This window comes from Paraburkholderia lacunae (assembly GCF_003353175.1).
In the GTDB taxonomy this organism is placed as follows: domain Bacteria; phylum Pseudomonadota; class Gammaproteobacteria; order Burkholderiales; family Burkholderiaceae; genus Paraburkholderia; species Paraburkholderia lacunae.
In genome coordinates, this window is the sequence record NZ_QHKS01000021.1 from 92,069 (window position 1) to 106,000 (window position 13,932).

Consider the following 13,932-nt stretch of genomic DNA (forward strand, 5'->3'; position numbering starts at 1 on the left):
GGGTCTCCTTACTTCACTTCCTTGAGATGGAACAGGCGGTGTTTGTCGATCGTGGTTGCGAAGCCGTCGGGAACGACGAAGGTCGTGGCGTCCGATTCGATGATGGCGGGACCCACGATGTGGTTGCCGGCCTTGAGGGCTTCCATCTTCCAGAGCGCGGCATCCACCCACTTCTTGTGGCGGTAGAAGGGACGGGTGCCGAGATAGGCTGCCTTGGGCGGCACGGGGCCGGCATCCGGGTCTTCCGGCAGCACCGGCTTCTGGGTCACGACGGTGCCGCGCAGGATCGCACCGGTGATCGAGAAGCCCAGTTCCGGCGAGCGGGCCGAGCTGGCGTAGACCCGGCCGTAAGTGAGCTCGAAGGCCTCGACGATCTTGTCCCAGTCGGCGCCGGTGGCGGCGCTGGTCACCGGCGAGACGATTTCGAGGTCATTCAGCTGGCCCATGTACTGCATCTTGTAGCCGGGGATCAGCAGCACGTCCTCTGCCTTGTAGCCGTTGAGGACGAATTCGTCGATGACCTTGACCGCCAGTTCGGACCAGGCTTCCTGCAGGGACTTGCAGGCGGCTTCCTTGTTGGCATCGGGGGCGTGCTGGGCGACACCAAGGTCGACCGATTTGTCGTAGCGGTACTCGAAGTCGGCGCAGGCGCAGCCGAAGGCCGAGAAGCCGGCCGCCCAGGCCGGCACGACGACGTCCTTGAAGCCGACGCCCTCGGTGTAGCCGTAGGTGTGCACCGGCCCGGCGCCGCCGTAGGAGAAGCAGGTGAAGTCCGCGGGGTTGTAGCCCTTGGCGCTGATATTGGCGCGCAGGTACTCGGAGAGAGTGAGATCGAGCAGCTCGATGACGCCGGCGGCGGCATCCTCGACCGACAGGCCGAGCGGCTCGGCGATCTGCGCCTTGATGTGGTCGCGGGCGCGCTGCACGTCGAGCTTGATGGCGCCGCCCAAGAAATTGTTCGGGTTCAGGTAGCCGAGCACCACGTGGCAGTCGGACACGGACACCGTGTCGAGGCCGCTCTCGGGCCAGCAGGTGCCGACGCGGTAGCCGGCGCTGTCGGGGCCGAGCTTGATCGACTTGCTATAGGGGTCGAGGCGCACGAAGCTGCCGGCGCCCGCACCGACCGAGTCCATCGCCACCAGGGGCAGCGAGAGGACCAGGCGGGCCATGTCGGGGTCGGACTTGATGGCGAAATTGCCCTTGGTGATGAGGGCCACGTCGAAGCTGGTGCCGCCAATATCGGAGCAGGCGATGTTCTCGTCACCCAGGTACTCGCCCAACAGCTTGGAGCCGATGACGCCGCCGATCGGGCCGGAAACGATGGTGCGCGCGAGTTCCTTGGCCTTCCAGCTGATGGTGCCGCCGTGCGTGGCCATCACCCGCAGGTCGAACCTCGCGCCGTGCTTCTTGAAACGGTCGCTCACCTTCTTCAAGGTCTGGCGGGAAGGTTCGGCGCCATAGGCCTCGAGGATGGTGGTGTTCATCCTGTGGCTTTCCTTGCGCGACGGGTAATAGTCCACCGAGGCGAAGACGGGGATCTCCACTTTCAGCTTGCGCAGCTCTTCCTTGACCACATCGCGGGCGCGCAGCTCGCTGGTCTCGTTCTTGTGCGACTGCAGCAGGCAGATGACGATGGCCTGGGCGCCGGCTTCCGCCAGTTGGCGGGTGGCCTGTCGCACCTCGTCCTCGCGTAGAGGAATGACGACCCTGCCCTGCACGTCGGTGCGCTCGGTGACGCCGCGCGTGCGCGAGACCGGCACCAGCGGTTCGTCGTAGCGATGGGTATTGAGGTGGATGCGGTCCTCCAGCGCGTAGCCCAGGTAGCTCTGCAGGGCGCGGCCCATGGAGTGGATCTGCTCGAAGCCGCGGTTGCAGATGAGGCCGACGTCGAGGCCCTTGCGCATCAGAATGCGGTTCAACATGGCGGTGCCGGAATAGACGCAGGTCACCAGCTCCGGATAGACATCGTCCACTGTCCGGTCCCAGTGAGCGAGTGCATCTTCGGAAGAGTTGTAGATGGCAAGGGATTCGTCACCGGGATTGCTCTGCGCCTTGCCGACCACGAAACGGCCGTCGGAGCGCACGAAGAATGTGTCGGTCATCGTGCCGCCGGCATCGATGCCCATCACCTGTACGGTGGACTGCGATTGCATATTGCCTCCTATCATTCGTGTAGTCATTGTGGGAAGTCCCACGCCCCATCCAGCGCAAAGGTCGTGCCACGACCGGCTGGCACCAAGGGAAGATATGGCATGTGATTGAAATCAACGAGTTGCCTGCATTCCCTGGCAACGTCGCTGGTCGCAACTGCCTGCTGTCGTCGCTGTCCGGATTCCCGACACCTGCGCAGCGTTGTCCGGGAATCGGACGCACTGCGGGCCGCTCGCTCCGGAGTGCGAACTATGGATCCGATACGGTTGCCTTGAGACAAACTCAGGCATCCGGAAGTGGAGCACGGGTTGTCGCCCAGCGCTGATCTCATAGCGCCTGGTAGCCGTCGAATTTGAATGCGGAAATCGCTCGCGTCACGGATACGCCCTTCGAAGTCGCGACGGTGAGACGCCTGACGGCTTTGACCCCGGCGTCCAGTACACCAACTGCCCAGGACTTCCATACATCGATCTGATCACTGCGGCTCTCGCCGTACACGCACCACATACAGAAGTGCTCGCAGTTATTGGAAATCAGCCGATAGCGATCCTCGCCGAGGCGGGAGTAGGCTCGGCGGACGGCTTCCACGCCAGCGAACCTGGCGCCGGAGCTTTGCCTGATCCAGACCGGGTGCCCCTGTGCGAATTCCGCGAGCGTGACCTCCTGCACCGGGCCGCGGCGCAGTGACCGTGACAGCCCTGCGTAATGCACGACTTTGCCGGCCCCCGCATAGACGCCATGATGTGTGTAGCCAAGTCGTTCGGTTACGAGATGGCTTCCGATCGTCAGATCCGCGTCGGCCACCGCTTCGACAACCAGGTGCCCTGTTCTCGTCAAATCTTTCATGCTCTTCACCGCATTGCGCTGCCTCACGCACCCATCCACTGCATATGGCGCGCCATCATCGCAAACGAGCGGCGTGGCGCGACTTTGCGCCGCGCCGAGTCGACCTACCGGGAGGAGGTTCGCGAATTCAACGCAAGCCTCTTGCTGGGCCGTGCTTTCGCCGTCCGGAATCCGGACGCCCACGCAAAGGTGTCCGGATTCCGGACACCTTCCTGCGCGCCTGCTGCAGAGCACAAACCAGGGATTTGAAGGGGATTGTTGACTTGGTGATGTCACGGGATTACGGTGACTGCAGTCAAAAATTGAGAGCGATCGTCCATGCCGTTTTCCCATCGCGGCACTCTGATCCCCCGCATCGGAGACGAACCTGTTGTGGCCTCATCCTGGGAGCGGTTTGTGCAGAACCAGCCCCTGGAGGGGGAAGGTGTGCGCAGCGTCGTGCTGGCTTCGTGGCAGCGCAGTCGCGCTGACGCCGTTGATCCTGCCACGCACTGCGCACCGGGAGCCGCCGCCGAACGTGTCCGCCAATTGCAGCGGCAGAACCGGAATCTCTGCGATGCCGCGCATCCGGCACTGGAGGGGCTGCGCGATATCCTGCGGGAATGCGGCACCCTCATCATGCTCTGCGATCCGGGCGGCACGATTCTCCAACTCAATGGCGAGACCCGCGTCCGCGGCGTTGGCGAGGCGATCAACCTGGCCACCGGCGGCTGCTGGAATGAGGAAGTCATCGGCACCAATGCCATCGGCACCGCAATCGCCACCGGTGCTGCGGTTCAGATCCATGCCAACGAGCATTTCTGCCTGGACGTCAGGCGCTGGACCTGCGCTGCTGCTCCCATCTTTGCCCCCTTTAGCCGCACCCTGCTGGGAGTCGTGGATGTCTCCGGCGTCAAGGAAACTTTCCATGGCCACACCTTGGGCCTGGTGGTGGCTGCCGCCAGGCAGATCGAAAGCGAACTGGCCTGCCGCGACGGTGCTCTCCACGAGCGGCTGCTGACCCGAGCCATCGATAATTTCATCCGTTACGCCAGCGACTACGTCGTGCTCGTCGACACCCGAGGGCGCGTTGTTCGCACCAACGGGAACGCGCACGCGGCGCGAGAGATGTATGACGTGCGGTTGCCTTTAGAGGTCGGCAGCGAAGTGCCGGGGCTGAACCTTGCGCTGCCGGAGGTCGATCGGTGCTGCCAACGGCCGGAATGGCTGCGCCCCGAATGGCTACACCCGGTGAAGGACCATGAAGGCACGCTGGGTACGATGCTCGTGATTGCGCTCGGGGCGCGGCAAAATCGAACCGCCATATCGCTGCCCACCGCCACGACAACGCCGGCAGGAAACGATGCGTTCGGTGAAATCATTGGCGCAAGCGCGGTTCTGGAGGCGACCAAGGCACGCGCTCGCCGCATCGCCCCTCTCGATCTGCCAGTACTGCTCCTGGGTGAGACCGGTGCGGGGAAGGAACTCTTTGCCCGGGCGCTGCATCGGGCGGGGAAACGCGCCGAGGGGCCGTTCATTGCCGTGAATTGCGGCGCGTTTAGCCGTGAGCTTTTGGCCAGCGAGCTGTTTGGCTATATCGACGGTGCATTTACAGGCGCGCGTCGTGGTGGCCTTCCGGGTAAGTTTGAGCAGGCCGACGGCGGTACCCTGTTCCTGGACGAGATCGGCGAGATGCCACTCGACATGCAGCCCCACCTGTTGCGCGTGCTGCAGGATAGCGTTGTCGTCCGCCTGGGCGATACCCGCGAGCGGCGCGTTTCGGTGCGCGTCATCGCAGCCACTAACCGTGATCTGCAGAGAGAGATCGCCGCCGGGCGCTTCCGGGAAGACCTGTACCACCGCCTCTGCGTGGTCAGCCTGCCACTACCGGCGCTACGCGACCGGCCCGGCGATATCGAGGCCATTATCGATCATCTCAACAGCAAACTGGCACGCAAGTATGGCTGTGCGCCCAAGCAGCTTGAACCCTCCGTGTGCCAGGCTCTTCTGAGCTATCGCTGGCCGGGCAACATACGTGAACTGCACAATGTCTTCGAGGTGATGTTCGCGCTCAGCGAAGGCGACATCATCGATACGTCTCTACTCCCCACGACCATCACTCAGATGGCCGGGAACTCGCCTCCCATATCAACCTCGGCGCCAATGGCAGCGTCATCCGGTCGGCTCGAGGAAATGGAGAGACAAGCAATACTCGATGCGATCGCGAACGCCCACGGAAATATGTCGATGGCCGCCCGAACGCTGGGAATCTCGAGGAGCACGCTGTATGTCAAACTGGCCGCGATTCGGGCCATTCAAGCTCCGCATTTAGGGGCTTGAGCGCTGAGCGTTGCGCGCCGAGCAAGCGTTGATCGACTGTCTCCGCATGGATGGGCGCTCGCCATCGTTTAACGGCCGATTGGCGGAGATCCGCCGGCGTATCAGGAAAATGGGAGCCAAAGCTGGCTCCCATTTTTTTGTCCTTGACCTTCGTTCGGATTGCCCGGCATCGGGCGCATGCCAACGACCAGGCCTGCCTTGTGCGTCGTCGTGATCGACGCCTCCGCGCAAAGCTGCTTAACGCGCTCCGCCGGCGGCGAGCAGGCTCTCGCCGGTGATCCAGCGCGCGTCGTCCGAGGCGAGGAAAACAGCGACGCCCGCGATATCGTCAGGCTGCCCGATACGGCCGAGCGGAGTCTGGCTGACTGCCCACGTCTCGAAGTCGGAACCGACAAAGCCTGCGCTATGCGTGCCTTCTGTCGCGACCATGCCCGGATTCACCGAGTTGACGCGAATTTTTCGCGGTCCGAGTTCACGGGCCAGCACGCCCGTGATGCCGTCCACCGCGGACTTCGTGCCGGTATAGACCGCGCTGCCCGCCGGCGTGATGCGGCTGACCAGCGAGCCGACGTTGATGATGCTGCCGCCTTCGCCGAGATGTTTCGCCGCTGCTTGCGTGACCAGCAACAGACCCAGCACGTTCACATTGAAGTGTTTATGGAAGTGCTCTTCGGTGATGGCTTCGATCGGCGCGAACTCATACACGCCGGAATTGTTGACGACGATGTCGAGGCGGCCATACGTTTCGACCGCTGCATCGATGATGCCTTGCGCGTCCGCGGCTTTCGACACGTCGCCCGCCACGGCAACCGCCTTGCCGCCCGCCGCGGTGATGGCGTCGACCACCGCGTCCGCGCCGGCCTTGCTGGACGCATAGTTGACCACCACCGACGCGCCTTGCGCCGCGAGGGCCTTGGCGATCGCGGCGCCGATACCTTTCGATGCGCCTGTCACAACCGCGACTTTACCTGCGAGCTTGCTCATGATCGTTTTCCTTTGAGGTGGGGTTTGCGCCGGCGCGCTGCCGCGAAGATACGCGGGGCTGGCTTCCATGAAGCGTCAGATGCAGCGGCGCTGTCACAGCAGTCACTGTAGACAGGTAAGCCGGCGGGATAAAGCGGCTCAGAACGAATAGTTACGTCGGGTCAGGCGAACAATCGGATTTTGTTTGAAGCGGTGAATGGGAGATGGGGCAAGTGGGTCGCGGCGCCCCATGCCCCTGCCCCCGCCTCCTTCGCGCCGGCTTCTTTACCGGTTCGACGTAAAGCCGCCGAAGAACGCTTGCGCGTTCGCCTCGAGCGTCTCGAGGTGATATCCCCCTTCCTGCACGATGAGCGTGGGCAGCTTCAACGCACCGAGCTTGCCGCCTAGTTTGCCGAAGCCTTCGGTCGTGACGGCCACCATCGATTGCGGATCGTCTTTGTAGATGTCGAAGCCAAGCGCAATCACCAGCGCGTCAGGCTGAAAACGCGCCACGACGCGCAGCGCCGTAGCCAGTTGCTCGAAAAACACGGCTTCCGACGATCCGTGCGGCATCGGCAGATTGACGTTGTAGCCCTCGCCTCGCGCGGCGCCACGTTCGTCTTCGAAGCCTGCCACCACGGGATAGAAATTGGTCGGGTCGCCGTGGATCGACACATACAGCACGTCGTCGCGGTCGTAGAAAATCTCCTGAATGCCCTGGCCGTGATGCATGTCGGTGTCCAGTATCGCGACGCGTCCGTATTTGCGCCGCAACGCCTGCGCCGCCACAGCGCAATTGTTCAGATAGCAGAAACCGCCGGCCGCCTCCACGCGCGCATGATGGCCCGGCGGCCGACACAATGCGTACGCTTCTGCCGTGCCGTCGAGGAGCGCGTGCGCGCCGGCGAGCGCGCTTTGTGCGGACCAGTACGCGGATTCGTAGGTATGCGCGCCGACCGGGCAACTGCCGTCGGCGAGATAGCGCGCGGCTTGCGCGAGGATGCCGCGCAGCGGATTGTTCTCGCGGATATACACGTTCGACATCACTTCGTCGCCCCATTCCGCGGGAATCTTTTTCCACTCGCGATGCGCTTCTTCGAGGAAGCGCAGATAGTTCATCCCGTGCACTTCGGCGAGCGGCACCGCGCCGAAATCCGCCGGTTCGCGCACGTCGAAGCCGAGCGTTCGGGCGGCCTCGACAAGCCGCAACGCACGCTCCGGCACTTCCTGCGGCGTGCGCATCTGGCCGCGCGAGAAATAACCGCGCGGTTGGTGCTTCAACTGTGCGGGATGAAAGAACGTCTGCATGTTCCGGTTCCTTTCAATCAGCGTGCAGGCGGTGCCTTGGGTGCCTCGGATGCCTCATGAGCCTCAGGTGCTAGCAGTACATAGCAATACGTTGTATTCACACGGCCATATTAAGACCCGGCGGATGAAAAACACGTCGCGCGATTTGCAGGGCCGAATGAGCCGTCGGCCATCCGGAGTAGAAGGCTAGATGGGTCATCACTTCGACTATCTCATCGCGCTCCACACCGTTCTCCAGTGCCCTCTTTATATGACTAGTGAGTTCATTGGTCCGATAGAGGGCAGTTAAGGCCGCCACGGTCACCAAGCTACGATCGCGCGGCGAAAGCCCAGGTCGTTGCCAAACGTCGCCGAAGAGGACGTTGTCAGTGTACCCGGCAAGGGCAGGCGCAATATCGCCAAATACCTTATGCCCAATAGAAAGATCGTCTGACGGCATGCTCGCTCCTCAGGAGGACAGGGACTGAAAAAGTGGGGACTACCTGATGTCGTACAGCGCGACCTGGCCACCGCGCGACGGGCGATTGCGTTGTTGCATTGCATGGCATAGCGAATGTTTGTCTGGTATCGGAATATCGTCCTTCATCGCGTTACGTCCGATCTGACGTTTGAGGCTCGGTTTGCTCAGTACGCAGCAGGTGTTCGACAACACGGCGCATGCGCACCGGCGCAGCATCGACCGATAACAAGGTCGGCTTCATCGACCAGAAATCGGCATTTCCGAGCGCGGCTTGCTGGGCGTCGAGCATCACCTTGTCTTGTTCGAGAAATGCGAAGCGCCGCATCTCCGCATACCTGGCCTTTTCACTCTCATTCAGTTGGGTGCTCAACGGTAGCGCTGCAGCAAAAAAATAGTGCGTTGTCCGGTCGGTCTCCGGCGTCAGAATATGCTGGCCGTACCACCATCCATGATCATCCCGCTCCTGGCGTTCCGGAGCATGAACGCCGCCATCGAACCAGAAGTAGCTCGGCGCCGACCATTGAATCTCGGTCCACATGGCGACAGGTTGCTGATCGCGCCGGTAGAGCAAATCGAAAATCTTGGGCACGCTGCTCTTCGGCGTCCAACGGCGGCAGATAATTTTGCCGTCCTCCTCACGGACTAGTTGATTCGAGCTGACTTGATCTCGACTACCCAGCAAACCGTCGTGCAAATACGTGAGGTGGCTTAGGTCCAGCAGATTGTCAGCCATCAGCAAATAGTTCGCGCAGATATGGAGATAGCCACCGGTGACCACTTGATAATCCGATTTCGCGTCGATCAGGCGGTAGTCCGGAATCCGGGCTGGATCGGCAGGCCATTCCCCCATCCAGACCCATACGAGATCGTGCCGTTCATGCACCGGATAAGAACGAACGTGTATTGCTTGTGGAATTCTGCCGTCTCCATGAGGATTCTTCACGCACCGGCCTGAACAGTCGAAACGCAATCCATGATAGCCACACTCGATGTCGTCGCCTTGCAAGGTGCCGAGATGTAGCGGGACGAAGCGATGTGGGCACCGGTCGAGCAGCGCCGCTACGGAACCGTCTTTCTTGCGATAAAACACGATCTGTTCATTGAGCAACGTTCGATGAAACATCTCGCCGGCGCGGATGTCAGCGCTCCAGCACGCCGCGTACCACGCATTCCTGATGAATGCCATTTTGGGACTCCGGATAGGCACGGCGCATTGCTTACCGCGCTGTTTGCGACGGGTTGAAAAATACTCTGTCAATGGGGAAGTCTCGCGCCGCGCCCTCTGGTTCTGCGCGCGTACCGATGTAAATAAAGCCCACGATCTCGTCGTCACTTCCAATACCCAGCGATTCGCGAACAATCCCGCTGGTCGCCCACACACCGGTTTTCCATATTGCAGCGAGTCCGACCAGATGAACCGCCAGGGTGATTAACTGGCAGGAAGCAGCAGCCGAGAATATCTGGTCACGAAACGGTATGTTGCACTCGCGTCGCATTGTCGAGACGCAAATGATGAGGGGAGCTCGAAACGGTGCATTCCTGGCTTTTTCACACTGGCGTGAATCCCCACCATTGGCAACGGCGTGCCGAACAAACGCGTCTGCTAATTGCCCCCTCCCTGGCCCAGTAAAAAGGCGAAATTCCCACGGCCTAAGATGACCGTGATCATTCCCGCTTGTCGCTGCACGAAGGATCATGTCGAGCGCTTCTTGAGTGACGGGAATGTCATGGAACTCCTTGCAGGAGTGGCGCCGAAATATATCGTCCATCGTAAAAAATTTCATGAGAGCCATCAGACCAATAGGAGTGGCGGGGGACATCGCCGATTATATTTTTGAATTTAATTAATAGTGTCGTTGTAAAGACCGATATAAGTGTTTGAAAATAATCTGCTGCCGAACTGGACGCCATCCTTGATCAGGGACCTGGACCGAGCATCGTTCCAGTCGTGATTGACAACCTTCAGGAAATCCTCAGCATGCTCCATGTCCAGTTTTCGATGAAGACCGTAGTGGGTGATGCGATCTGCGGAAAGCCATCCTTGATCGACAATGGATTGAAAAATCATTGTCGAGACGTCTACAAACGTTCGCTCGATTCCGGCGAACGTGGCGGCGGAAAACCGGTAGTCTTCGAAAGAGGAGACGCTGCGGAGCGTCTCGTTGAAGATTCTCGCGGTGTGTGATGGTTGACTCAAGTCGATTTGCGACGAATCCCCGCCAAGACGATCTATCAGGGTAAGGATCGTCCTGCCGTGTACGTGCTCCATCACACCTCTGCCATGTTCTTCCCAAAGATTACCAACGAGGGCGACGCGCGGTCCAGGATCCGGGACGCTGGCAATGACTTGTGCCATAGGGCGGCTGAAGAAGTGAACCATCGGCGCAAATTCGATTTGGCTCTTGAGGAATTGCTGCTTGGACATCTGGCCGGAACAAAGCGCATGGAAATAGGGGTTTTGTGGAAGATTTAATTCTGCAATACACGATTCCAGGTGGCTTTTCAGATCGACATGAAGGGACATACGATTCTCCTTTGGAGACTTCTTCATTCATGATGCATGCCCAATCAGCGGGCGCAAGATATATATGACCAAGCATGATAATAATAGGAATACCTCGATAGTTGTTGAGCATAATATCTAGATTAGCCGCTCTCTTAAATAAATCTCCATTAATTTTTGAAATAATGCAATCCAATTAATTTGGAAAATAATGCAATCCAATTATTTTTAGGCTATTTTAAAATTTGAACCGGTCTTTTGATTTGTGGGAATGAAGGCAGTCGCAAGATAGTTAAATGTTTAATGGCAGGCGAAAAAACCCTCCATCGCACGATCCGTTCGTCAGCACGATGGCGTCGTTTGCGACGTCGCAGTCGGCTTCTTCGCTCGGCCGCCGGAAGAGGGTCTAATCGACGTCGGTATCGACCTGCTGTGGCTTCGTTCGCGCAAAATGCATGCGGCCGAGCAGGCGTTTCTCGACGGCATGGAGCGCACGATGCAACGTTCCGCGCAGCCCGAGCGGCTCCCACCACGTTGAAATCTGCACCGCGAGGCTCACCAGTACCGCTGAAGCGCCTATCGTCTCCAGAACGCTCGACCACACGATAAAGCCCTCCGTTCGTTGTCCGCCACGTCAGTGTCAAACGCTCAGTGTCAAACGCCCGGTTCTTAAACGAACACGCGCACCCGTAACTGAATTCCCAGACCCAGCAAACAGACAAAGAACCCGCGGCGAAAGCTCGCCGCGCTGATGCACCCACGCACCCGTTGCCCGATCCACGTCCCGATCAGGGCGGGCAGCGCGTTGCGGGACTGCGTGGGCAAACGTGCGCTTCCGTCTGGCCGGGCCTTGCACTTCCGTACCCGCGTGCGAAGCCCACAATATCAATGCAGTTTATTTCACAGCCTATTTTTAATCGATTTGCCTGATTCGACTCCGGTTCTTATCCTTGATGCACAACCGTATGCGGCCTGCTGCGTACGTCGTCCGCTCTGCTCATTCTTTTGCCGGCAAGATCATGGAAAGAACCACCTTCAACGTTCGCGTCGACGCCGTACGCGACGAAGCGCACGGCGTGCGCTCATTCAGCGTGTCGCGTCTGGACGGCAACCCGTTCGACCAGTACGAACCCGGCGCGCATATCGACGTCACCGGTCCCTCGGGCGTCACGCGCCAATATTCGCTGTGCGGCGATCCGGATCAGCGTGACACGCACCGGTTCGCCGTCAAGCGCGAAGACGCGTCGCGGGGCGGCTCGCGCTCGCTGCATGACGACGTCACGGTAGGCAGTGAATTGACGATTGGCGCGCCGCGCAATCTGTTCCAGCTCGCACCGGATGCGGGCGAACACGTATTGATCGCTGCGGGCATCGGCGTGACGCCGCTTCTCAGCATGGCGTACCGGCTGCTCAAGCAGAAGCAGCGCTTCGTCTTGCACTATTTCGCGCGCAGCGCGGAACATGCAGCGTTCCTGCCGCAGCTCTCACGCGCGCCGTTCAGCGATCATGTGAGGTTTCATTACGGCGTCGAGCGCGCGCAACTGGATACGGCGCTGGCCGAATGCGTCGCCACCGCGCGCGAAGGCACGCACATCTACACCTGTGGTCCCGCGCCTTTCATGGAGCGCGTGGTGGCGATCGGCGAAACGCGCGTTGCGTCCGACGCGATTCACCTCGAACGCTTCGCCGCCGAGCCTTCGTCCGCGACCACCGGCGCAGCCGGCACGCTCGACGCATTCGACGTGCGGATCGCCAGCAGCGGCGCAACCGTGCGCGTCGACCGACACACGACGATCGTCGCGGCGCTCGCGTCGATCGGCATCGAAGTTGATACGTCGTGCGGCGAAGGCGTGTGCGGCACCTGCATGGTGGACGTGGTGAGTGGCACGCCCGAGCATCGCGACCACTGCCTGAGCAAAGCCGAACGGGCGAGCGGCAAGGTGATCTGCTGCTGCGTCTCGCGCGCCGCTTCGCCGTTGCTGGTGCTGGATCTTTAATTCAACCGGCTGCGCGCAGGTGCTGCGAATGCAGCAGCCGCAGCACTTGCCTCTTTCGTCTCTTACCGGTCGTCGTCGCGAATCGACGATGCGTGCCGGCACAGCGCGCGCACTTCGATATCCATATACGGGAACAGCGGCAACTGGCTCAGCACGTCGTGCAAATGCGCCGGGCTATCGACGTCGAATACGCTGATATTCGCGTAGCGCCCGGCGATGCGCCAAAGGTGCCGCCACACGCCGTCCTGTTGCAGCTTTTGCGACATCGCCTTCTCATCGGCCTTCAGGCGCGCGGCGCGTTCGGCGTCCATGTCGGGCGGCAGATTGACGGTCATCTCAACGTGAAACAGCATGTTGACTCTCTCCTCTTCAGATCAATGATCGATGACAGAAGACCCCGGCTGTCCGGCAAACCATGCCGGGAAGCCGGGGTCGACAAGTTCAGGCGGTACTTACAGTTCGACTGGTGCAGCTCAGGCTTCGGCGCGCACGCGTTCCACTTCCGCGCCCGGCAGGTTGTCGCGCTCCCTGAACAGCGTGAAGTCGAAATCGATCAGCGCGAAGTTGCCTTCCACCCCGTACGGTTTGCCTTCCGCGCCTTCAGCCTGCTTGAGGGACGGCACGAGGCCGTCGCGCGTGGCGAATGCGAAGTCGTCCCACAGATACGGATCGCCGTCGATATTGATCTGCGTGGTCAGCCTGCGAAAACCCGGCGCTGAAACGAAGAAGTGGATATGCGCCGGACGATGTCCGTGACGGCCGAGTTGATCGAGCAGCAGTTGCGTCTGGCCTTGCGGCGGCACGCTATAGCCGACCGGTACCACGCTGCGGAAGCTGTACTTGCCTTCGGCATCCGTGCGGATCGAGCGGCGCAGATTGAACGCCGGCTGCGATTTGTCGAAGTACGAGTAATTGCCGAGATGGTTCGCGTGCCAGACTTCGACGAGCGCATGGGCGAGCGGCTTGCCGTCTTCGCCGAGCACCTGGCCGCGCATCACCAGCGTCTGGCCGGGATCGGTGCCGTCGTCGAGGCGCGCATGGCCTTCCGAGAGCGGTGCGCCGGCCACATATAGCGGCCCTTCGATGGTGCGCGGCGTGCCGCCTTCGATACCGGCCTTCGCTTCCGCTTCATCGAGACGCAGGTCGAGAAAATGCTCGAAGCCGAGGCCCGCGGCCAGCAGGCCCAATTCGCCGCTCTTGCCCGCTTCGCCGAGATAGTTCAGCGCGGTCCAGAACTCATCGGGCTGCACGTCGAGATCCTCGATCGTATAGAACAGATCGCGGACGATGCGGTTGACGATCTCCTTGGTGCGCGGATTGCCTTCACGGGTGGCGCTGTCGTTGATCTTTTGCAGCAGCGCGTCGATGACTTGCCTGTTCATGGG

13 protein-coding genes are annotated in these 13,932 nt (G+C 60.8%); 2 read left to right on the plus strand and 11 right to left on the minus strand.

Annotated features, from left to right (window positions below; translation table 11 throughout):
- Window positions 1-8: 8 nt before the first annotated feature.
- Together DLM46_RS27445 and DLM46_RS27450 are read right to left on the minus strand one after the other, a co-directional pair.
- On the minus strand, window positions 9-2,153 hold the full coding sequence (locus DLM46_RS27445) for a hydantoinase/oxoprolinase family protein (protein ID WP_115105581.1): 2,145 nt from the start codon (window positions 2,151-2,153) through the stop codon (window positions 9-11).
- A gap of 325 nt (window positions 2,154-2,478) precedes the next feature.
- On the minus strand, window positions 2,479-2,997 hold the full coding sequence (locus DLM46_RS27450; protein WP_115105621.1) for a lecithin retinol acyltransferase family protein: 519 nt from the start codon (window positions 2,995-2,997) through the stop codon (window positions 2,479-2,481).
- A 318-nt stretch (window positions 2,998-3,315) separates the two neighbouring features.
- Here DLM46_RS27450 and DLM46_RS27455 point away from each other — a divergent pair, with 318 nt between their 5' ends.
- Window positions 3,316-5,316: a sigma-54-dependent Fis family transcriptional regulator gene (locus DLM46_RS27455; RefSeq protein WP_115105582.1), complete on the plus strand. Its 2,001-nt coding sequence runs from the start codon at window positions 3,316-3,318 to the stop codon at window positions 5,314-5,316.
- 237 nt (window positions 5,317-5,553) lie between these two features.
- Here the strand turns inward: DLM46_RS27455 and DLM46_RS27460 are convergent, their stop codons facing one another.
- The 7 genes from DLM46_RS27460 to DLM46_RS41330 form a co-directional block, all read right to left on the minus strand.
- The gene (locus tag DLM46_RS27460; protein WP_115105622.1) at window positions 5,554-6,300 is read right to left on the minus strand and encodes a glucose 1-dehydrogenase; all 747 of its coding nucleotides are present in this window, start codon (window positions 6,298-6,300) and stop codon (window positions 5,554-5,556) included.
- A 264-nt stretch (window positions 6,301-6,564) separates the two neighbouring features.
- Window positions 6,565-7,587, minus strand: coding sequence for a histone deacetylase family protein (locus tag DLM46_RS27465; protein ID WP_115105583.1), 1,023 nt, complete (start codon window positions 7,585-7,587; stop codon window positions 6,565-6,567).
- 97 nt (window positions 7,588-7,684) lie between these two features.
- Window positions 7,685-8,026 carry a carboxymuconolactone decarboxylase family protein gene (locus tag DLM46_RS27470; RefSeq protein WP_115105584.1) on the minus strand — a complete coding sequence of 114 codons (342 nt, stop codon included), beginning with the start codon at window positions 8,024-8,026 and terminating at the stop codon, window positions 7,685-7,687.
- A 151-nt stretch (window positions 8,027-8,177) separates the two neighbouring features.
- Window positions 8,178-9,233, minus strand: a complete 1,056-nt coding sequence (locus DLM46_RS27475) for an aromatic ring-hydroxylating oxygenase subunit alpha (protein WP_115105585.1) — start codon at window positions 9,231-9,233, stop codon at window positions 8,178-8,180.
- Between the two features lie 31 nt (window positions 9,234-9,264).
- Window positions 9,265-9,831 carry a nitroreductase family protein gene (locus DLM46_RS27480; RefSeq protein WP_165848066.1) on the minus strand — a complete coding sequence of 189 codons (567 nt, stop codon included), beginning with the start codon at window positions 9,829-9,831 and terminating at the stop codon, window positions 9,265-9,267.
- 56 nt (window positions 9,832-9,887) lie between these two features.
- Window positions 9,888-10,571 (minus strand): iron-containing redox enzyme family protein, encoded by a 684-nt coding sequence (locus DLM46_RS27485; protein WP_115105623.1) that lies wholly within the window; start codon window positions 10,569-10,571, stop codon window positions 9,888-9,890.
- A gap of 385 nt (window positions 10,572-10,956) precedes the next feature.
- Window positions 10,957-11,154: a hypothetical protein gene (locus tag DLM46_RS41330; protein ID WP_165848067.1), complete on the minus strand. Its 198-nt coding sequence runs from the start codon at window positions 11,152-11,154 to the stop codon at window positions 10,957-10,959.
- 415 nt (window positions 11,155-11,569) lie between these two features.
- On the opposite strand from DLM46_RS41330, the gene DLM46_RS27495 reads away from it, so the two are divergent.
- Window positions 11,570-12,547, plus strand: a complete 978-nt coding sequence (locus tag DLM46_RS27495; protein WP_115105587.1) for a PDR/VanB family oxidoreductase — start codon at window positions 11,570-11,572, stop codon at window positions 12,545-12,547.
- A gap of 62 nt (window positions 12,548-12,609) precedes the next feature.
- On the opposite strand, the gene catC is transcribed toward DLM46_RS27495, so the two are convergent.
- Both catC and catA read right to left on the minus strand, forming a co-directional pair.
- On the minus strand, window positions 12,610-12,900 hold the full coding sequence (gene catC / locus DLM46_RS27500) for a muconolactone Delta-isomerase (protein WP_115105588.1): 291 nt from the start codon (window positions 12,898-12,900) through the stop codon (window positions 12,610-12,612).
- A gap of 120 nt (window positions 12,901-13,020) precedes the next feature.
- The gene (gene catA / locus DLM46_RS27505) at window positions 13,021-13,929 is read right to left on the minus strand and encodes a catechol 1,2-dioxygenase (protein ID WP_115105589.1); all 909 of its coding nucleotides are present in this window, start codon (window positions 13,927-13,929) and stop codon (window positions 13,021-13,023) included.
- Window positions 13,930-13,932: the final 3 nt, after the last annotated feature.

What these genes read in the sequence shown, in the direction of transcription:
- DLM46_RS27445 (WP_115105581.1), bottom strand. Translation starts at nt 2,153, where the DNA reads ATGCAATCGCAGTCCACCGTACAGGTGATGGGCATCGATGCCGGCGGC.
- DLM46_RS27450 (WP_115105621.1), bottom strand. Translation starts at nt 2,997, where the DNA reads ATGAAAGATTTGACGAGAACAGGGCACCTGGTTGTCGAAGCGGTGGCC.
- DLM46_RS27455 (WP_115105582.1), top strand. Translation starts at nt 3,316, where the DNA reads ATGCCGTTTTCCCATCGCGGCACTCTGATCCCCCGCATCGGAGACGAA.
- DLM46_RS27460 (WP_115105622.1), bottom strand. Translation starts at nt 6,300, where the DNA reads ATGAGCAAGCTCGCAGGTAAAGTCGCGGTTGTGACAGGCGCATCGAAA.
- DLM46_RS27465 (WP_115105583.1), bottom strand. Translation starts at nt 7,587, where the DNA reads ATGCAGACGTTCTTTCATCCCGCACAGTTGAAGCACCAACCGCGCGGT.
- DLM46_RS27470 (WP_115105584.1), bottom strand. Translation starts at nt 8,026, where the DNA reads ATGCCGTCAGACGATCTTTCTATTGGGCATAAGGTATTTGGCGATATT.
- DLM46_RS27475 (WP_115105585.1), bottom strand. Translation starts at nt 9,233, where the DNA reads ATGGCATTCATCAGGAATGCGTGGTACGCGGCGTGCTGGAGCGCTGAC.
- DLM46_RS27480 (WP_165848066.1), bottom strand. Translation starts at nt 9,831, where the DNA reads ATGAAATTTTTTACGATGGACGATATATTTCGGCGCCACTCCTGCAAG.
- DLM46_RS27485 (WP_115105623.1), bottom strand. Translation starts at nt 10,571, where the DNA reads ATGTCCCTTCATGTCGATCTGAAAAGCCACCTGGAATCGTGTATTGCA.
- DLM46_RS27495 (WP_115105587.1), top strand. Translation starts at nt 11,570, where the DNA reads ATGGAAAGAACCACCTTCAACGTTCGCGTCGACGCCGTACGCGACGAA.
- catC (WP_115105588.1), bottom strand. Translation starts at nt 12,900, where the DNA reads ATGCTGTTTCACGTTGAGATGACCGTCAATCTGCCGCCCGACATGGAC.
- catA (WP_115105589.1), bottom strand. Translation starts at nt 13,929, where the DNA reads ATGAACAGGCAAGTCATCGACGCGCTGCTGCAAAAGATCAACGACAGC.